The following is an 18,634-nucleotide window of genomic DNA, read 5'->3' as shown; positions in this document are numbered from 1 at the left end:
CCAGAGAATAAAAACCATGTACAAACTAGAAGTTCAGGATCTACACAAAAGCTATGGCAGCCACCACGTGCTCAAGGGCGTGTCCCTGGAAGCGAAGGCCGGTGATGTGATCAGCCTCATCGGCTCCAGCGGCTCGGGCAAAAGCACCTTCTTGCGCTGCATCAACCTGCTGGAGCAGCCCAACGCCGGCAACATCGTGCTCAACGGCGAACAATTGAAACTGGTGACCAACAAACTCGGCGGGCTCAAGGCCGCCGAACCCAAGCAGCTACAACGCATGCGTTCACGGCTGTCGATGGTGTTTCAGCACTTCAACCTGTGGTCGCATATGAGCGCCCTTGAAAACGTCATGGAAGCCCCGGTGCATGTGCTTGGCATAAGCAAGCAAGAGGCCAGGGAAAAGGCCGAACACTACCTGAACAAAGTCGGCGTGGCGCACCGGATGGACGCCTGGCCAGCCCATATGTCCGGCGGCGAGCAGCAGCGTGTGGCGATTGCCCGGGCGCTGGCGATGGAGCCGGAAGTGATGTTGTTCGATGAGCCGACCTCGGCACTCGACCCCGAACTGGTCGGCGAAGTGCTCAAAGTCATGCAGGACCTCGCTCTCGAAGGCCGCACCATGGTAGTCGTGACCCATGAAATGGGTTTTGCCCGCGAGGTTTCCAATCAACTGGTGTTCCTGCACAAAGGGCAGGTCGAAGAACGTGGCGACCCGCGGGAAGTGCTGGTCAACCCGCAATCCGAACGCCTCCAGCAGTTTCTTGCCGGGAGCTTGAAGTAATCCGCCCAGCTTAACTGACTGACATTACCGACTCTTGGCAGCGCTGCACACCGAGGGTCGGCTTCGGATACACTCCCGCCAGCTTTATCAACCCTCAGGAAATGTTGAGCCGGATATGCCGACCCCATCGAACAACACCACGGTCTATGCCGCACCGGTTATGCGCAAACTGGCGGAGATCGTTGGCGATTTGCAGCCGTCCCTGCGCAAGGTGGCGGACTTTATCCTGCGTCACCCGCTGCGGGCCGCGACGCTGACCATCGAGGAGATGGCCCACGAAACATCCACCTCGCCAGCCGCAGTCAACCGCTTGGCCAAGGCCCTGAACCTGGGTGGCTACACCGGCATGAAAGCCGAACTCGTCGCGACATTGCAGCAAATGGTGTCGCCGGTCGACAAACTGCGCAACGAACTGGCACATCGTCCTGGCGGCGCGTTTGGCCTGCATGAGCAAATCCAAAGCGCCAGCAGCAACCTCGCGACGGCGGCGACCAACAACCACGCAGACACCTTTGAAGCGTTCGTGACCCGCCTGACCCAGGCGCGCAAAATCTACATCCTGGGTTTTGGCAACAGCGTGTACTTCGCCGGCCTCGCCGCCTCGACCCTGATGCCCTTCTGCGCCGACGCCACCGCCATCAGCATGGAGGGCGGCAACGAAAACGCCGCCTACCGTCTGGCCGCGATTACCGATCAGGATGTGTTGCTGGCGATCTCCCTGCCGCGCTATTCCCTCGACACCCTGCAACTCGCCCGTTTCGCCAATGAACGGGGTGCCACGGTGTTGGCAATCACCGATTCACCCGCCTCGCCGCTCACCAGCATTGCCGAACACGTGCTGTTTGCTCCCGCCGACCATCCGGTATTGACCAGTTCCAACATCGCGGTGCTCGCCTTGATCGAAGGCTTGGTGGCGGGCGTGATGGCGCGCAATAAAGAAGCCGTCAAACTGGCGACCGAACTGACCGAAAGCGTGATGGCTTACCTGCACATGCCGGGTAACAGCAAATCGTCGAAAGCCACAAAGCCGCGCTGACGTATACCCGACTTACCCGCGACTTGTTGCGCCACAGGGTGTGCGGGCGAGCGTCTGACTGGGAAGTTCGTTGAACAACGCGCGATAGCTGCTGGAAAATCGCCCTAAATGCCAGAACGACCAGTGCATCGCCACTTCGGCAACGGTGGTGTCCATCGCTGTGCGGCTGAGCAACTCGCGGCGTGCGCTGTTGAGTCGGCGCAAGCGCAGCCAATGGGTCGGGGTCATCCCGGTATAAGCCTTGAACGCATGCTGCAACTGACGCAGTGAAACCCCGGCAATTTGCGAAAGCTCCAGCAGATTCAGGGTGTCTTCCGGGGCGTCCGCCGCCCACTCACCGATGCGTTTCATCACCGCACGCTCTTCGGCGCGGCGCTGTAACCCTCCGCGATCAAGGCAAACACACGCGTTGTCGAGGATGTACAGGCAGTCTTCGAGCAACTGCTGAGTCAACGCCTCCTTGCTCGGCGGATCGAGGGTCTGCGCCAGTCGGGTCAGCGTCCCGCTGAGCCAGCGACTGAACAATGCATTCTGCCCCGAGTTCAGCGGCGCCATGAACAGGCCTTCGAGCCTGTCCACGTTCAATCCGTGACGCTGCACGAACGCCGGACCGAACACCACGGCAATTTCCTGGTAGTTCTCCGGGGTGATCCAGATGTTGCGACTTTCGCCATTCAACACGTACAGCGCGTTGTCGCTGCGATCGAAACAGAACGCCAGCGAACCTTCGGGCGCGCTGAAATTCTGCTCGACCCGGGTGTTCATCTGTTCCTCGTAAATCTCCACACCTTGCAGGTCCAGGTAGCGCACGCGCCCGGCGAAATGCCCCGGTGACATTTGTTGGTAATGCTGGACCCAACCCGGTGTGACGCGGATTTGCTCGGCGACATCGGCGGTGTCGAACGCTTGGACTTGCAGGGGGTTGCACGTTGTCATGGGTGACCTTACGCACTCGTTTGGTGCGTTTTGGTGCTGCTGAAAGTGGATAGATGGAACGTCAAGGCTCGCCCAAGATAGTCGTCAACGCGCCACAGGGGAAGTGTGTGGTGGATGAAACCAGCCTCCCCGGCGTTAATAAAACCAATAACGAGGTCTTTATGAATGTCCCTTTCGATCAGCTGCTCACGTGGCTGAAAGATCACAAGATTACCGAAGTCGAGTGTGTGGTCAGCGACTTGACCGGCATTGCACGCGGCAAAATTGCACCCACCAACAAGTTCCTGCATGAGCGAGGCATGCGCCTGCCGGAAAGTGTGCTTTTGCAAACGGTAACCGGGGACTTTGTCGACGACGACATCTACTACGACCTGCTCGACCCGGCCGACATCGACATGGTGTGCAAGCCCGTCTCCGACGCGGTGTACGTGATTCCATGGGCCATCGAGCCCACCGCCATCGTGATTCACGACACCTTCGACAAGTTCGGCAACCCGATCGAGCTGTCACCGCGCAACGTGCTGAAAAAAGTCCTGCAGCTGTACACCGACAAAGGCTGGCGGCCGATTGTCGCGCCGGAAATGGAGTTCTACCTGACCCAGCGCTGCGAAGACCCGGACTTGCCGCTCAAGGCGCCGCTGGGTCGTTCGGGCCGTGCAGAAAGTGGTCGTCAGTCGTTTTCCATCGACGCCGCCAACGAATTCGATCCGCTGTTTGAAGACGTGTACGACTGGTGTGAACTTCAGGGTCTTGACCTCGATACCCTGATCCACGAAGACGGCCCGGCGCAGATGGAAATCAACTTCCGGCATGGCGACGCACTGGATCTGGCCGACCAGATCACCGTGTTCAAGCGCACCCTGCGTGAAGCGGCGCTCAAGCACAACGTCACCGCGACCTTCATGGCCAAACCGATTGGCGATGAGCCCGGCAGCGCCATGCATATCCACCAAAGCGTGGTGGACATCGCCACCGGCCAGCCGATCTTTGCCGATGCCGATGGAAAAATGAGCGAGCTGTTCCTGCACCACATCGGCGGCCTGCAAAAGTACATCCCCAAAGTGCTGCCGATGTTCGCACCCAACGTCAATTCGTTCCGCCGCTTCCTGCCAGACACGTCGGCACCGGTGAACGTCGAATGGGGCGAAGAAAACCGTACCGTTGGCCTGCGTGTGCCGACCTCCACGCCGGACGCGATGCGCGTGGAAAACCGTTTGCCGGGCGCCGATGCCAACCCTTATCTAGCCATCGCTGCGAGTCTGTTGTGCGGGTATCTGGGGATGGTCGAACGTATCGAACCGAGCGCTGCGGTCCAGGGACGTGCCTATGAGCGCCGCAATCTGCGCCTGCCGATCACCATCGAAGACGCTCTGACGCAGATGGAGGAATGCGACACCGTTTCGCGTTATCTGGGCAGCAAATTCGTTCGCGGTTATGTCGCAGTCAAGCGAGCGGAACACGAGAACTTCAAACGGGTGATCAGCTCGTGGGAGCGCGAGTTCCTGCTGCTCAGCGTCTAGCAAACAAGCGCTCACCTGAGACCGCATTCCCCCTGTGGGAGCGGGCTTGCTCGCGAATAGGCCGGCACATGCAACATCACCGTTGACTGATAGACCGCTTTCGCGAGCAAGCCCGCTCCCACAAGGAAAATGCCAACGCCTGAAAAATCCAACAACTACAAGAGGTGTCGTATGCGTCTATTGAAATCCATGGTTCCGGTCGCGCTGGCCGTGTTGTTCAGCGCCGTTGCGCAGGCTCAGCCAACGGTCAGCGTCTACAACTGGACCGATTACATCGGCGAGACCACCCTAGCCGATTTCCAGGCGAAAAGCGGGATCAAGGTGATCTACGACGTGTTCGATTCCAACGAAACCCTGGAGGGCAAACTGCTCGCCGGCCGCACCGGGTATGACGTGGTGGTGCCGTCCAACCACTTCCTCGCTCGCCAGGTGAAAGCCGGTGCGTTCCTGAAGCTCGACCGTTCGCAGCTGCCCAACTTCAAGAACCTCGACCCGAAACTGCTGGCGCTGCTGGAGAAAAACGATCCGGGCAACGAACACTCGGTTCCGTACCTGTGGGGCACCAACGGCATCGGCTACAACGTCGACAAGGTCAAGCAAGTGCTGGGCATTGACCGCATCGATTCCTGGGCGGTTTTTTTCGAACCGGAGAATCTGAAGAAACTCAGCCAGTGCGGCGTGTCGATGATGGATTCGGCCGATGAAGTGTTCCCGGCCGTTCTCAATTACATGGGCATGGACCCGCGCAGCGAAAACCCTGAAGACTTCAAGAAAGCTGAAGCCAAGCTGCTGACCATCCGCCCTTACATCACCTATTTCCACTCCTCCAAGTACGTTTCGGACCTGGCCAACGGCGACATCTGCGTGGCGTTCGGTTACTCGGGTGACGTGTTCCAGGCCGCGAACCGGGCCAAGGAAGCCAAGAACGGCGTGAATATCGCCTACGCGATTCCCAAGGAAGGCAGCAACTTGTGGTTCGACCTGTTGGCGGTTCCCGCAGACGCCAGCAACCAGAAAGAGGCGCATGCTTTCATTAATTACCTGCTCGATCCGCACGTGATTGCCAAGGTCAGTGCTTCGGTCGGTTACGCCAACCCGAACCCGGCGTCCAAGCAAGACATGGACCCTGAACTGGTCAACAACCCTGAGGTTTATCCGCCTCAGGCAGTCCTCGACAAGCTCTACATTTCCACCACCCCGCCCCAGGCAATCATGCGGTTGATGACCCGTTCCTGGAGCAAAGTGAAGTCCAACCAATGAACCAGTACAGCAACGAACATGCTCGTTCCTATTACGCGGCGTCAGCCAATGGAACGGCACCCTACCCTACACTGGCCGAGGACCTTGAAGCCGATGTCTGTGTGATCGGCGGCGGCTTTACCGGCGTTAACACGGCGATCGAACTGGCGCAACGCGGGCTCTCGGTGATTCTGCTGGAGGGCCGACGGATCGGTTGGGGTGCCAGCGGGCGCAACGGCGGGCAGTTGATTCGCGGCATCGGCCATGACGTCAGCGGTTTCGCCCGTCATGTCGGTGAAGAAGGCGTGCGCTACCTTGAGCGTGCGGGCGTCGAGTCGGTAGCACTGGTGGGCAACCGCATTCGTGAGCACGGGATTGATTGCGACCTGCGCTGGGGGTTCTGTGAACTGGCCAATACCAAAGCGCAGTTCGCGGCGTTCAAGGCTGAGCAGCAAGGCCTTGCCGAATCGGGTTACGCCCACGAAACCCGACTCGTCGGGCCGGAGCAAATCCGTCAGCAGGTGGTGAACTCCGGCGTGTATGCCGGTGGTCTCGTTGACATGGGCTCGGGTCACTTGCACCCGCTCAATCTGGTCCTTGGCGAAGCGCTATTGGCGCAATCCTTAGGGGTGCAGATCTTCGAGCAGAGCCCGGTGCTGGAGTTGATCCATGGCAGCACCGTGCAGGTTCGCTGTGCCGGCGGCACGGTGCGCGCCGGCAGTCTGGTGCTGGCGTGCAACGCTCACCTGGAAGAGCTCGAACCGAAACTGAGCGGCAAGGTGCTTCCGGCGGGCAGCTACATCATCGCCACCGAGCCGTTGACGCCCGAACAGGCAGCGCAATTGATCCCGCTGAACCTGGCGCTCTGCGATCAGAAAGTCGGCCTGGATTACTACCGGCTCTCGGCGGACCGACGCTTGCTGTTCGGCGGCGCCTGTCATTATTCCGGGCGTGATCCGGCGGACATCGAAGCTTACATGCGCCCGCACATGCTCAAGGTCTTCCCGCAACTGGCCGACGTGCGCATCGACTATCAATGGGGCGGCAAGATTGGCATCAGCGCCAATCGCTTCCCTCAGGTCGGGCGCTTGAACCAGCATCCGAACGTGTTCTACGCCCAGGGTTACTCCGGTCATGGCCTGAACGTGACCCACTGGTGCGCCAAGCTGTTGGGTGAAGCGATCCACGTCGGGCACAGTCAGGGCTTTGACGTGTTCAGCGCCGTGCCGCACATGACCTTTCCCGGTGGGCCGATGCTGCGCTCTCCACTGCTGGCCCTCGGCATGTTCTGGTATCGATTGCGCGAACTGCTGGGGTGATTAGTAAGACGTTAGTAGCCTGACAATCCGCCTTCGCGAGCAAGCCCGCTCCCACACTGGATCTGCGTCGCTCACAAATGATGTGGCTACTGAAGATCAAATGTGGGAGCGGGCTTGCTCGCGAAGAACGACAACGCGGTCAAGCAGTTGTTTGAGCCTTTAGATTTGCTCAATCGCTAGGCGCTTCTATATTGAGGGAGTGCTCTGACTTCCCTGCGTCCTGGCGAGTGCAGCCTATGGCTACGACTGACCCACTGATCATCTGCGAGCACTGCGACTGCGTGTATCAAAAAGTCACGCTCGCCAAACATCAAAAAACCCTCTGTACACGCTGTGGCGGTGTGCTTCAGCGCTATAACGGCCTGACGGTGGAACAACGTCTGGCGTTGACCTTCACCGCGTTGATGCTGTGGATTTTCGCCAACTTCTATCCCGTCATGAGCATCAGCCTCAAAGGCCTTAAAAACAGCGCAACGCTCTGGGATTCGGTGCTGGCCCTGAGTCTGGGGCCGATCACTTTCATCGCCATGGTGGCGGCGATCTCGATGATTATCGCGCCGATTTTCCAGCTGTTGCTGCTTATCTGGGTCCTGAGCTTCGCCCTCGCCCACCAGCGCTCGCCCGGTTTCAGGTTCTGCATGCGCTGGCTGGAAACCCTCAGGCCCTGGAGCATGCTGGAGGTCTGTCTGCTGGGGGCGATGGTCGCGGTCATCAAACTCGCCGGATTGCTAGATGTACTGCCTGGCATCGGCCTGTTTGCACTGGCCATTCTCAGTCTGATGATGATCCGCATCGCCGGGCGCGACATCCGTGATCTATGGGACATCTTATGAACAGGCCTCCGGTGGCGAGTGAACTCAACCTGTGCCTGTGTCATAGCTGCGGCCTGGCCTGTGACATGACCGATGAACCTCACGAATGCACACGGTGCGGCGCGCCGCTGCATCGGCGCAAAACCAACTCACTGGCCCGGACCTGGGCCTACATGTTCACTGCCCTGGCGTTTTACGTCCCGGCCAATCTGCTGCCAGTGATGAACACCAAGATGGTCGGCAACGGCGCCGATAGCACGATCATGAGCGGTGTAATTGAGTTCTGGCAGCACGGCGCCTGGGACATTGCCCTGATTATTTTCATCGCCAGCATCGCGGTGCCGGGCATCAAGTTCGTCGCCCTGACGCTGTTACTGGTGACCGTCCAGCGCGACAGCCAATGGGCGAGCAAACAGCGGTCAACGCTGTACCGTTTCGTCGAGCTCATCGGTTACTGGTCGATGCTCGATGTAATCGTGGTCGCCCTGGTGGCCTCACTGGTGAAGTTTCAAGCCCTGGCCGATATCGAACCGCGCCCGGGCATTCTGTTTTTTGGCCTGGTGGTGGTCTTCACCATGCTGTCGGCAATGAGTTTCGACCCACGCCTGATCTGGGATAAAGAAGAGCGGGATAACCCAAACGAGGAGGTCATGGATGAAGTCGCAAATCACTGACGGGCCGCAAGCCCCCGGTCAGGCCCCGGTCAAGACCCGCCGCTTCAGCGTTTCACTGGTGTGGATCGTGCCGATTGTCGCGGTGCTGGTGGGGATTTCCCTGGTCGTGCACACCATGCTGCAGGAAGGTCCGACCATTACCGTCACGTTCAAGACCGGTAGCGGTCTGACGGCCAACAAAACCGAAGTCAAATACCGCAACGTGGTGATCGGCCATGTTTCGGACGTGGAGCTGAGCAACGATCAGAAGAGCGTCGACGCCACCATCAAACTGTCCAAGCAGGCGGAAAGTTTCACCCGCGAAGATTCGCAATTCTGGGTCGTGCGTCCGCGAATTGGCGCCGGCGGGGTGTCGGGTATCGATACCCTGCTGTCCGGGGACTACATTGGCGCCGACATCGGCCAGGCCCACGCTCGTGCAAAAAACTTTATCGGCCTGGAAAACCCGCCACCGATTACCTATGGCGAGCCGGGCAAGCGCTTCACCCTGAACACCCAGGACCTCGGTTCGCTGGATATCGGCTCTCCGGTTTACTACCGCAAGATTCCGGTGGGGCAAGTGGTGGCCTATGCCCTGGACGCCGACGGCAAAGGGGTCAACATCGAAGTGTTCATCCACTCGCCCAACGATGCCTACGTCACTGAAAATACCCGGTTCTGGAACGCCAGCGGAATCGACGTGAACGTCGACGCCAACGGCTTTTCGCTGAAAACCGAGTCGCTGTCATCGATCCTGGTGGGCGGCATCGCCTTCCGCGCTCCGGATTACAGCCCCAATGATCAACCGGCTAAAGAGGACAAAGCCTTCGACCTGTTCGAAGACCAGTTAACTGCCCTCGCCCCGCCCAGCGGCAAGGGGCAATTCCTGGCCTTGCGTTTCGATCAAGCCTTGCGCGGGCTCAAGGTCGGTGCGCCGGTTGAGTTCCTTGGCATCGAGTTCGGCAGAGTCGTGGCGGTCAATCTGGATTTCGACGCGAAAAAACGCAGCTTCCCCGTCAACGTCGGCATCATGATCTACCCGCAACGTCTCGGCCAGGCTCACACCAAAATGCTCAAGGCCTTGAATCATGACCCCAACGACGAAGCCGCTGGCGTCCAGCTGATGGGCAGCTTTATCGAAAATGGTCTGCGGGCCCAGGCTCGGAGCGGCAATCTATTGACCGGCCAGCTTTACATTGCACTCGACTTCTACCCCAAAGCGGAGAAAGTCGTGTTCGATCCAACCGCTCGTCCAGTCTCTATCCCAACCATTCCTGGCAGCCTCGAACAATTGCAGGAAAAACTGGAGGGCATGATCAACAAGATCAACCAACTGCCGATCGAACGCATTGCCGGCAACCTGGACAGCAACCTCGTCGAACTGCGCAAAAGCCTGGCGCAATTCAACGCCAAGACCCTGCCCGGCGTGCAGACCACCCTGGCGGATGTCAGCAAGACGCTGCAATCGGCCAGTTCGACCTTGGCCGAAGACTCGCCGCAACGCGAACAATTAGGTCAGACCCTCGACGAGCTCGGGCGTATGTCGCGCTCCTTGCGTGAACTCTCGGATTACCTGGGACGGCATCCGGAATCGCTGATTCGCGGCCGCCCCGACAATGCCGCGCCGATGGACCTGCAGGGGCCACCACGCAAATGACCACAGGAGCATCACCCATGGCTTTTTCGTTAAAGATCACCTTGGTCAGCGCATTGTTTTTGCTCACGGCTTGCCGCAGTGAGCCGATTCAATTCCACACCCTGACCCCGGCCCAACCGAGCAGCAATTCAAGGACCAGCACTGCGGATATCCAGATCGAGGGCCTCAGCGTCCCGCCGCAGGTCGACCGTCCGCAGATCGTTATTCGCCAAGGCAACAGCGGCCTGGCGATCCTCGAAACCCAATGGTGGGGGGCGAGCCTGTCGGATGAATTGCGCACTGCCCTGGTCGATCAACTGGTCAACAGCAATCCCCAGCGCAGGGTGTCGGTGCGGCTGGACGTGCAACGCTTTGATTCGATCCCCGGCCAATACGCGCTGATTGACGTCAAATGGCGCCTGCGCAATCTCGGCGAAAGCGATAACACGCTGATCACTTGCCGCAGCACGCTGCAGACACCATCAGGGCCTTCCATCGATGAACTGGTGAGCGCCCAACAGAACAACGTCAAACGCCTGGCCGCGTTGATCAATCAGGCCGCTACCGGTACATCAAGAGGTTGTCCGGCGGCGCAGTAAGCGCCGACCTCCCACCCGTCAAGTCAACCGTGAAGCAACATCCGTTTGGCTGGCGGCTGGTGAGTTCCACTCGCCAATTCTGATGGGTGCAAATACGCTGGATCAACGAAAGGCCCAGGCCCAGCCCTTCGCCACGTTGCTCATCACCGCGCACAAACGGTTGAAACATTGCATGACGTTTTTCTTCCGCAATGCCTATGCCACTGTCTTCGACACTGAAACCGTGCTCGCGCAACGTCAGCCGAATGAAACCCCGATCGGTGTAGTGCCAGGCATTACGCAACAAGTTGCCCATGACCGATTGCAGGAACGTCAGGTTATGGCGTTCCGTTGAAACATGTTCGACGACGTAAATAAACTCGATGTCCTTTTCCCTGATCAGCGGTCTCCAGACATCCACCAGCGCGTCGGCGATGTCCTTCAGGGTGGCACTCACACCTGAACCGGAATCCTCCCGCGCACGCGCCAACATCAAAAACGTCTCGACCAATTGGCGCATTTCATGACTGGCACGGGCGATTCGCTGAACCTGCGCCGTGGAACGGTGGTCCAGCGAGGGATTGCCGAGTAGCAGTTCACAGGAGCTGGCCAGCACCATCAAAGGCGTGCGCAGTTCGTGACTGACATCGCTGGTAAAGAGTTTTTCCCGTCCCAGTGCAGCGCGCAAACGGCCCAGCGTCTGATCGAAGGAAAGCGCCAGTTCACCCACTTCGTCCTTTGCATAATCGGGATGTAGCGGTGGTGCCAGCTCCAGCAGTTGATCGCGATGCCGCACCTGACGCGCCAGACGAATCACAGGTGCGAGGACGCGTCGGGCCAGCAACCGGCCCATCAAAATCGCCAGCAAGACACTCAAGAAAACCCCGACAACCACTACCAGGAACAGCACATGTTCCCGTCGTTCGAGGCTTCGTTCGTCGCGCAACAAAACGTATTTTCGATCACCCACCAGGTTCACCATGGCGTAGTACTTCGAACCACCGTAGAGAATCTCCTGAAACCCCGGGGGCAGCGCCTCCAGCACCGAGTTCAGGGCCATGGGGGCCTTGGCTCCCTGGGCGAAAAACAGTTCATCTTTTTCGGGTTGATGGAGCCAGTTATCGGGGTTGTCCATCAACAGCAGGCGGTGCAGCCCTCCTCCCAGGGTCGCGGCCGAGAGCTTTCGTTCCACCACATGGACAGTCGCCACAATGCCAAACGCAAAAATCCCCGCGACCAGCGCGCTCATCAGGGTGAATACGATGACAATCCGTTTCGTCAGACTTTGCTTTAAATCCATTCTGGTGTCGGGCTCCATTGTCGGGGTCTATTGCCGCAGAACCGGGGCTAAAACCAACGTCAGTCCACAGGCAAGGTACATAAGAGAAACGTTTGCAACAATGCACTAATAATTAACCGCGCAACCCTCTCGCAAAACTTTCACATTTCTTTCACTTCTCAGGCACCTGACACCTTTTAGTTTGTCGTCGATAGCGTCTTGACAACCAAATAGCCAATCAGCTTCAACATCCGATTGGAAGAAGCGCATTGAAAGTTGATGTTTATCGCGTACTCAGGGGTAAAAACATACGTGCCTAATTTACTATCGCGCAAGTTTCCGCATAAACCAACGTGGCTATCGCGGCTGTTCGGGCTCACGGGGTTGATCGTGGTGTTGGTCACCCTTGCCGGGGTAACCGGTTTTGCCTTGTGGCCAAGATCTCCGGCCAACGTGGTCACTGCCGGATCCGCAACTAAAGCGGACCTGCTCCAGCGCTGGCAAGCCGGTGAGGTCGTCGCGCTGGTACGCCATACCGAGCGATGCGACCGATCCACGAACCCATGCCTGGGCCCGGCTGACGGCATCACCCAAGCCGGCAGCGTTGCGGCCGCGGCGGTGGGCCAGGGTTTCCTGCGCCTGGGGCTGTCGCAGACCGATGTCCTGAGTAGTCCGGTTACCCGTACAGTGCAAACCTCACACTATATGCTCGGCAAAGACGCGATGACTCAGGACTGGCTGGCAACCTGCGGCAAGACCCTGCGTAACGATGTGGTGGCGCGCAAGGTGGCCCATCGCAATCTGGTGTTGGTCACTCACAGCGGTTGTATTCACGAATTTGAAGGGCAGACCGGTTTCAAACACGTGAAGAAAAGTGAATATGGCAGTTCGTTGTTCGTGAGCATTAGTGCGGATGGAAAACTTCAGGTGCTCGGGATCGTCAATGCCAATGACTGGGATTCGCTGTTGAGCGAAAAACAGGTGAGCCAATAATCCTGCGGGCGCAGTCGAATACAGTGTTTGAGAACAAATCCCTTTAACTTAAAAAATTCAAAACCCATTGAGCCAACTTCCAAGTTCAGGTCGCGGTTGCGTCATGACATTGAAGAAGTTGCGCTCTTGTTGCTTCGTGCCACGCGCCTGTTCATTTACAAACTTTACCAAGGTTTAGTCATGACACCCGATAACCTGCTTCCCCGTTCTGCTGGCCATTTGTCCCGAGCAGACGCCTCAGCCCGGTCGATCGCCGAGCGCTGGATGGTTCCGGGATTGCTGCTGGCCTTCCTGGTCTTTTATCTCCTGCCGCTGGTGACCCATGGCTTATGGACGCCTGATGAAACCCGTTATGGTCAGATCAGTCAGGAAATGCGGTTGAGCGGTAACTGGATCGCTCCGCATTTCATGGGGATTCGGTATTTCGAGAAGCCGATTGCCGGTTACTGGATGATCGCCATCGGTCAGGCTGTATTTGGCGACACCTTGTTTGGGGTGCGTATCGCCTCGGCATTGAGCACCGGGCTGAGTATCTGGCTAACCTACCTGATTGCCCGTCGCCTCTGGAACGACCCGCGCAAAAGCTTCGCCTGCGCACTGTTGTACATGAGCTTCGGGTTGATCGCCGGTCAGGCCGGATACGCCAACCTCGATCCGCAATTCACGTTATGGGTCAACCTGAGTCTGGTTGCGCTGTGGTTTGCCATCGATAGCCAGGTTTCACGCGCTCGACTCGGCGCTTGGGCAGTGTTGGGCGTTGCCTGCGGTATGGGTTTCATGACCAAGGGTTTTCTTGCCTGGTTGTTGCCCGTGTTGATCGCCCTGCCCTGGATGCTCTGGCAACGACGCTTGGGTGAGTTGTTACGTTACGGGCCTCTGGCAGTCGTCGTGGCCGCAGTGGTCTGCCTGCCGTGGGTACTCGCGATCCACCATCAGGAACCGGACTTCTGGCGGTTTTTCTTCTGGAACGAACACATTCGCCGTTTTGCTGCCGATGATGCGCAGCACGCTCGTCCCTGGTGGTTCTACGTGCCGCTAATGGTCGTGTCGAGTCTGCCTTGGGCAGCCTTGCTGCCAGCGACATTCGTCCAGGCCTGGCAGCACAAACGCCAGCCGGCGATCTGCTTTCTATTGCTCTGGCTGCTATTGCCACTGGGGTTCTTCAGCCTGAGCAGCGGCAAGCTGCCGACCTATATCATGCCGTGCCTTTTACCCCTGGCGTTGCTGATGGGCCATGCTCTGACCGAGTTGCTGAATAAGGCACGCGGCCGGGCGATTCGTATCAACGGTGTGATCAATGTCGTCATTGCGACCACAGCCCTGATCGTTCTGCTTTATTTGCAGGCCACCAAAGAGCTCTACGAAAACACGGAAATGTTCAGCCTGTCGCTGGTGTTTTTCGTGCTGCTTGGCTGGATCATCGCTAACGCGTTGCAAGTCTTGCGTCCTTTGATGTTCTGGGGCATGCCGGCCCTGGGCATCTGGCTGCTGGTCGCCTTGCTGCCGGCGGCGATGCCCGGCCAGATCGTCGATAGCAAGATGCCCGATCAGTTCATTGCCGAGCATCTGGATGCCTTGAGCCAGACGACCTCGTTGCTCAGTAATGATTTGGGTGCTGCAGCGGCCTTGTCGTGGCGCCTGAAGCGGCCGCAGATCGCACTTTACAACACCGTCGGCGAGCTGAAGTACGGCCTCAACGATCCTGCGATGGAATCGAGAAAAGTGACCATGGACAATGTCGCCCAGTGGATGACCGAGGCCCGCAAAAAAGGCGCGGTCGGCGTGGTGATGCGAGTCAACAGTGTCCAGGAAGAGCAAGAAGTCGAGTTGTTGCCCATCGACGGCAAGCGTTATGAGCGCGGTGACCTGCACATTCTGATCTTCGCGCAGCGCCAACCCTGACATGTCGAAACACTCGGTGGCCACATCACCGTGCACAGCGCTCCAGGCAACGGCTCGCGAGTGACTGTCTCAGTCCCCGAGCCCAGACGCCAAATGACAGGAATTAACGATTAAATTGACGTTTTTTTCTCATTTCAGGCACTACATTCGCCGCGTCTCAAACATGCAAATGATTCCTATTGATCTACACTCATCGACGACGTACCTCGTCGATGCTGTCGAATCTGTGCGCACGATTAAAAAACAGGAGCTGCCGACGCATGAATGCCCATTTCCCTTCTTTCCTGAAAACCGCACTGCTGGCCACCGCTCTGCTGAGCGCCGGCCATGTGTATGCCGCGGATGCCGATGGCATCGTGGTCTACAACGCGCAGCACGAAAGCCTGACCAAATCCTGGATCGAGGGCTTTACCAAGGAAACCGGGATCAAGGTCACCGTTCGCAATGGTGACGACACCGAGATGGGCAATCAGATCGTGCAGGAAGGCGCGGCCTCCCCGGCCGATGTGTTCCTGACCGAAAACTCCCCGGCCATGGTGCTGGTCGACAACGCGGGGCTGTTTGCGCCGGTTGCGCCGGCCACTCTGGAACAGGTCGGCAATGCTTACCGCCCGGCCCATGGCAAATGGGTGGGGATTGCTGCGCGCTCCACGGTGTTTGTCTATAACCCGAGCAAACTGCCCGAAGCCGAGCTGCCCAAGTCGCTGATGGACCTCGCCGGCCCGAACTGGAAAGGTCGCTGGGGCGCTTCGCCGGCCGGTGCCGACTTCCAGGCCATCGTCGCCGCCGTGCTGGAACTCAAAGGCGAAGCCGCCACCCTGGAATGGCTGAAAGGGATGAAAACCAACTACACGGCCTATCGTGGCAACAGCGCCGTGCTCAAAGCCGTCAACGCCGGGCAGATCGACAGCGGCGTGATTTACCACTATTACAGCTTCGGTGACCAGGCCAAGACCGGCGAAAACAGCAACAACACCGCCCTGCACTACTTCAAGCACAAGGATCCGGGCGCGTTTGTCAGTGTCTCCGGTGGCGGCGTGCTGGCGTCCAGCAAACACAAGGAACAAGCCCAGGCGTTCCTCAAGTGGATCACTGGCAAGGATGGCCAGGCCATCCTCAAAACCGGTAAATCGTTCGAATACGCCGTGGGCAAGAACGCTGAATCCAATCCAAAACTGGTGCCTTTGCAGCAACTCGACGCGCCGACAGTCGATGCTTCAAAACTCGACAGTAAAAAAGCCGTGGAGCTAATGACTCAGGCGGGACTGCTCTAATTGATGCCTGAAACCTTGCCAGCGGGTGTCGCCGAGGCGATACCCGCGAATTTGCGACGACGATCCCGCGGCCTCTTCGCGGGACGTGGTGGCGCGTGGGTGATCAGTTTGTCGGTGCTGGTTTCGCTGCTGTCGCTGCTGCCGATTGCCTTCGTCATCGGCGTATCGTTTCAGACAGGCTGGGCGACCCTTGTGCCGCTGGTGTTCCGGCCGCGGGTCGCTGAATTATTGATCAACACCGTTTTACTGGTGGTGATCACGATTCCGTTGTGCGTCACGTTAGGCCTGTGTCTGGCCTGGCTGACAGAGCGCACCAACCTGCCTGGGCGGCGCTGGTGGTCGTTGTTGGCGACCGCGCCGCTGGCGGTGCCGGCGTTCGTCCACAGCTATGCGTGGGTCAGTCTGGTCCCGCCGATTCACGGTCTGTTTGCCGGGGTGCTGGTCTCGGTCATCGCCTACTTCCCGTTCCTGTACTTGCCGATTGCTGCGACCCTGCGCAGGCTCGATCCGGCCATCGAAGACGTTGCCGAATCGCTGGGGCTCAAGCCTTGGGCGATATTTTTCCGCGTGGTGCTGCCGCAATTGCGCCTGGCCATCTGCGGTGGCGCGTTACTGGTGGGCCTGCACCTGCTGGCCGAATATGGCCTGTACGCGATGATCCGTTTCGACACCTTCACCACGGCCATCTTCGATCAGTTCAAATCCACCTTCAACGGCCCCGCCGCCCATATGCTGGCCAGCGTACTCGCCCTGTGTTGCCTGGTGATGCTGACCGCAGAATCGGCCGCTCGCGGCACGGCGCGTTACGCCCGGGTCGGCTCGGGAAGCGCTCGCGAACAGCGGGTGGTGCGCCTGAAACCCGCAACCACCTTCCTCGCCCTGACCGTACAGATTGCGACCTGCGCGCTGGCACTGGGCGTGCCACTCGTGACCTTAGGTAACTGGCTGATCGCCGGCGGTGCGCAGGTCTGGCAGATGGACGAACTTCTGCCGGCGCTGGAGCAGACGCTGCTGCTCGGCGTTGCGGGTGCCGCCTTGACCACCTGCGCTGCCATTCCGATTGCCTGGCTGTCGATTCGCTCTCCGGGCCGGTTGCAACGTGTCCTGGAAAGTTGCAACTACATCACCAGTTCGTTGCCCGGGATCGTCGTGGCGCTGGCATTAGTCACCGTCACCATCCATTTCGCCCGGCCGATTTACCAGACGACTGTGACGGTGTTGCTGGCGTACCTGCTGATGTTTTTGCCCCGCGCCCTGGTGAGTTTGCGCGCCGGCATCGCACAGGCGCCGGTGGAGCTGGAAAACATGGCCCGCAGCCTCGGCCGCTCCCCTGCCCGGGCATTGTGGCTGATCACCTTGCGTCTGGCCGCGCCTGGCGCTGCCGCAGGCGCCGCGCTGGTGTTTCTGGCGATCACCAATGAGTTGACCGCCACCTTGCTGCTCGCCCCCAACGGCACACGCACCCTGGCCACTGGGTTCTGGGCCATGACCAGCGAAATCGACTACGCCGCCGCTGCGCCCTACGCCTTGCTGATGATCCTGCTGTCGCTTCCGTTAACCGGACTTCTTTATCACCAATCCAAACGAACGGCTGGCCGATGAACGCTCTTGAACTCCATTCCATTTCCAAGGCCTACGGCGCCCATCAAGCGCTGGAGAACATCAACCTGTCGGTGCCAACAGGCAGCCGAACGGTCATCGTCGGCCCGTCCGGCTCAGGAAAAACCACGCTGTTGCGGATGATCGCCGGCTTCGAATTCCCGGACACGGGCCGTCTTTCACTCAATGGCCAAACGCTCGTCGATGAGACGCACGAGGTTCCAGCGCATCAGCGCCTGATTGGCTATGTTCCCCAGGACGGCGCCCTGTTCCCGCACATGACCGTGGCCGCGAACATCGGTTTCGGGCTTTCGATCAAGGGCAGTGCAAAACAGGAGCGAGTCGCAGAGTTGATGGACAGCGTGGCGCTGGATGCGAACATGGCCAACCGTTGGCCTCATGAACTGTCCGGCGGCCAGCAACAACGTGTGGCGCTGGCGCGGGCGTTGGCGCAACAGCCACGATTGATGCTGCTGGACGAGCCGTTTTCGGCCCTCGACACCGGGCTTCGAGGCGCCATGCGCAAAATGGTCGCACGGCTGCTGAGCGACGCCGGCGTGACCACCATTCTGGTCACCCATGACCAGAGTGAAGCCTTGTCGTTTGCCGATCAGCTGGCGGTGATGCGCGGCGGCAGGCTGGTGCAGTCGGGGCATCCGCTGGACCTTTACCGTTACCCCGAGGATGAACAAACCGCGCTGTTTCTGGGGGATGCCATCGTCATGCCCGCCAGAATCGAAGCCGGCTGGGCCCATTGCGATCTCGGTCGGATACCGGTGAACAACCACCGGGCCAACAAATCGGCGCAGATCATGCTGCGTCCCGAACAACTGCAACTGGTCAGCATTCAGCCCAGCCCGACCAAGGCTGCGGGGTGTCGCGCCGTCGTGACCGAGCGGGATTTCAGTGGCAATTCCTGCACCTTGACGGTGGAACTGGAGGCTTTGGCGTCCGGGCAACAGCCTGGTCGATCATTGATGGTGCGCAGTTCGGGCCTGTATGCACCACCCGCCGGCAGCGAGGTTCACGTCACGACAATCGGCCATGCCCACGTACTGAGCGAATCGTGAACCCCAC

Annotated in this window: 16 protein-coding genes; 14 read left to right on the top strand and 2 right to left on the bottom strand. The window is 59.1% G+C overall.

The genetic code is table 11. From position 1 onward, the window contains the following. Positions 1 to 16 precede the first annotated feature (16 nt). Complete coding sequence (locus KGB03_RS30690) at positions 17 to 781, top strand: ABC transporter ATP-binding protein (RefSeq protein WP_223530889.1); 765 nt, start codon at positions 17 to 19, stop codon at positions 779 to 781. A 115-nt stretch (positions 782 to 896) separates the two neighbouring features. After that, on the top strand, positions 897 to 1,817 hold the full coding sequence (locus tag KGB03_RS30685; RefSeq protein WP_111451644.1) for a MurR/RpiR family transcriptional regulator: 921 nt from the start codon (positions 897 to 899) through the stop codon (positions 1,815 to 1,817). A gap of 12 nt (positions 1,818 to 1,829) precedes the next feature. On the opposite strand, the gene KGB03_RS30680 is transcribed toward KGB03_RS30685, so the two are convergent. Then, positions 1,830 to 2,753, bottom strand: coding sequence for a helix-turn-helix domain-containing protein (locus KGB03_RS30680; protein ID WP_223530886.1), 924 nt, complete (start codon positions 2,751 to 2,753; stop codon positions 1,830 to 1,832). A 161-nt stretch (positions 2,754 to 2,914) separates the two neighbouring features. On the opposite strand from KGB03_RS30680, the gene KGB03_RS30675 reads away from it, so the two are divergent. The 7 genes from KGB03_RS30675 (at position 2,915) to KGB03_RS30645 (ending at position 10,531) form a co-directional block, all read left to right on the top strand. Then, positions 2,915 to 4,273, top strand: a complete 1,359-nt coding sequence (locus KGB03_RS30675; protein ID WP_033053302.1) for a glutamine synthetase family protein — start codon at positions 2,915 to 2,917, stop codon at positions 4,271 to 4,273. Positions 4,274 to 4,444: 171 nt separating this feature from the next. Further along, a complete protein-coding gene (locus KGB03_RS30670) occupies positions 4,445 to 5,533 on the top strand; it encodes a polyamine ABC transporter substrate-binding protein (protein WP_111451641.1) in 1,089 nt (362 codons plus the stop codon). Then, positions 5,530 to 6,831, top strand: a complete 1,302-nt coding sequence (locus KGB03_RS30665; protein WP_223530884.1) for an NAD(P)/FAD-dependent oxidoreductase — start codon at positions 5,530 to 5,532, stop codon at positions 6,829 to 6,831. The genes KGB03_RS30670 and KGB03_RS30665 overlap by 4 nt, the downstream gene beginning before the upstream one ends. Positions 6,832 to 7,067: 236 nt before the next feature. Continuing rightward, positions 7,068 to 7,664, top strand: coding sequence for a paraquat-inducible protein A (locus KGB03_RS30660; RefSeq protein ID WP_192409386.1), 597 nt, complete (start codon positions 7,068 to 7,070; stop codon positions 7,662 to 7,664). After that, the gene (locus KGB03_RS30655) at positions 7,661 to 8,317 is read left to right on the top strand and encodes a paraquat-inducible protein A (protein ID WP_192409387.1); all 657 of its coding nucleotides are present in this window, start codon (positions 7,661 to 7,663) and stop codon (positions 8,315 to 8,317) included. The genes KGB03_RS30660 and KGB03_RS30655 overlap by 4 nt, the downstream gene beginning before the upstream one ends. Continuing rightward, complete coding sequence (locus KGB03_RS30650; RefSeq protein ID WP_218534714.1) at positions 8,298 to 9,953, top strand: intermembrane transport protein PqiB; 1,656 nt, start codon at positions 8,298 to 8,300, stop codon at positions 9,951 to 9,953. The genes KGB03_RS30655 and KGB03_RS30650 overlap by 20 nt, the downstream gene beginning before the upstream one ends. A 17-nt stretch (positions 9,954 to 9,970) precedes the next feature. Beyond that, positions 9,971 to 10,531, top strand: coding sequence for a membrane integrity-associated transporter subunit PqiC (locus KGB03_RS30645; RefSeq protein ID WP_218534713.1), 561 nt, complete (start codon positions 9,971 to 9,973; stop codon positions 10,529 to 10,531). On the opposite strand, the gene KGB03_RS30640 is transcribed toward KGB03_RS30645, so the two are convergent. Continuing rightward, positions 10,494 to 11,810: a sensor histidine kinase gene (locus KGB03_RS30640; protein ID WP_218534712.1), complete on the bottom strand. Its 1,317-nt coding sequence runs from the start codon at positions 11,808 to 11,810 to the stop codon at positions 10,494 to 10,496. The two genes, KGB03_RS30645 and KGB03_RS30640, sit on opposite strands and share 38 nt — an antisense overlap. Positions 11,811 to 12,101: 291 nt before the next feature. On the opposite strand from KGB03_RS30640, the gene KGB03_RS30635 reads away from it, so the two are divergent. The 5 genes from KGB03_RS30635 (at position 12,102) to KGB03_RS30615 (ending at position 18,627) form a co-directional block, all read left to right on the top strand. Beyond that, positions 12,102 to 12,782, top strand: coding sequence for a histidine phosphatase family protein (locus tag KGB03_RS30635; RefSeq protein ID WP_411740396.1), 681 nt, complete (start codon positions 12,102 to 12,104; stop codon positions 12,780 to 12,782). 180 nt (positions 12,783 to 12,962) lie between these two features. Beyond that, positions 12,963 to 14,684 carry a lipid IV(A) 4-amino-4-deoxy-L-arabinosyltransferase gene (gene arnT, locus KGB03_RS30630; protein ID WP_223530880.1) on the top strand — a complete coding sequence of 574 codons (1,722 nt, stop codon included), beginning with the start codon at positions 12,963 to 12,965 and terminating at the stop codon, positions 14,682 to 14,684. A gap of 260 nt (positions 14,685 to 14,944) precedes the next feature. Then, positions 14,945 to 15,958 (top strand): iron ABC transporter substrate-binding protein, encoded by a 1,014-nt coding sequence (locus KGB03_RS30625; RefSeq protein ID WP_218534709.1) that lies wholly within the window; start codon positions 14,945 to 14,947, stop codon positions 15,956 to 15,958. Between the two features lie 3 nt (positions 15,959 to 15,961). After that, positions 15,962 to 17,560 (top strand): ABC transporter permease, encoded by a 1,599-nt coding sequence (locus KGB03_RS30620; RefSeq protein ID WP_218534708.1) that lies wholly within the window; start codon positions 15,962 to 15,964, stop codon positions 17,558 to 17,560. Next, positions 17,557 to 18,627 (top strand): ABC transporter ATP-binding protein, encoded by a 1,071-nt coding sequence (locus KGB03_RS30615; protein ID WP_218534707.1) that lies wholly within the window; start codon positions 17,557 to 17,559, stop codon positions 18,625 to 18,627. The genes KGB03_RS30620 and KGB03_RS30615 overlap by 4 nt, the downstream gene beginning before the upstream one ends. Positions 18,628 to 18,634: the final 7 nt, after the last annotated feature.

Source organism: Pseudomonas sp. BF-B-26, from assembly GCF_019956495.1.
Lineage (GTDB): Bacteria > Pseudomonadota > Gammaproteobacteria > Pseudomonadales > Pseudomonadaceae > Aquipseudomonas.
Note: the sequence above shows the minus strand (reverse complement) of the source record. Positions and strands in the feature narration are given on the sequence as shown.

Bases quoted from the DNA above. Each gene is read 5' to 3' on its own strand.
- KGB03_RS30685 (WP_111451644.1), top strand. From the start codon at position 897: ATGCCGACCCCATCGAACAACACCACGGTCTATGCCGCACCGGTTATG.
- KGB03_RS30670 (WP_111451641.1), top strand. From the start codon at position 4,445: ATGCGTCTATTGAAATCCATGGTTCCGGTCGCGCTGGCCGTGTTGTTC.
- KGB03_RS30665 (WP_223530884.1), top strand. From the start codon at position 5,530: ATGAACCAGTACAGCAACGAACATGCTCGTTCCTATTACGCGGCGTCA.
- KGB03_RS30620 (WP_218534708.1), top strand. From the start codon at position 15,962: ATGCCTGAAACCTTGCCAGCGGGTGTCGCCGAGGCGATACCCGCGAAT.
- KGB03_RS30650 (WP_218534714.1), top strand. From the start codon at position 8,298: ATGAAGTCGCAAATCACTGACGGGCCGCAAGCCCCCGGTCAGGCCCCG.
- KGB03_RS30660 (WP_192409386.1), top strand. From the start codon at position 7,068: ATGGCTACGACTGACCCACTGATCATCTGCGAGCACTGCGACTGCGTG.
- KGB03_RS30655 (WP_192409387.1), top strand. From the start codon at position 7,661: ATGAACAGGCCTCCGGTGGCGAGTGAACTCAACCTGTGCCTGTGTCAT.
- KGB03_RS30615 (WP_218534707.1), top strand. From the start codon at position 17,557: ATGAACGCTCTTGAACTCCATTCCATTTCCAAGGCCTACGGCGCCCAT.
- KGB03_RS30680 (WP_223530886.1), bottom strand. From the start codon at position 2,753: ATGACAACGTGCAACCCCCTGCAAGTCCAAGCGTTCGACACCGCCGAT.
- KGB03_RS30645 (WP_218534713.1), top strand. From the start codon at position 9,971: ATGGCTTTTTCGTTAAAGATCACCTTGGTCAGCGCATTGTTTTTGCTC.
- KGB03_RS30690 (WP_223530889.1), top strand. From the start codon at position 17: ATGTACAAACTAGAAGTTCAGGATCTACACAAAAGCTATGGCAGCCAC.
- KGB03_RS30675 (WP_033053302.1), top strand. From the start codon at position 2,915: ATGAATGTCCCTTTCGATCAGCTGCTCACGTGGCTGAAAGATCACAAG.
- KGB03_RS30625 (WP_218534709.1), top strand. From the start codon at position 14,945: ATGAATGCCCATTTCCCTTCTTTCCTGAAAACCGCACTGCTGGCCACC.
- KGB03_RS30640 (WP_218534712.1), bottom strand. From the start codon at position 11,810: ATGGATTTAAAGCAAAGTCTGACGAAACGGATTGTCATCGTATTCACC.
- arnT (WP_223530880.1), top strand. From the start codon at position 12,963: ATGACACCCGATAACCTGCTTCCCCGTTCTGCTGGCCATTTGTCCCGA.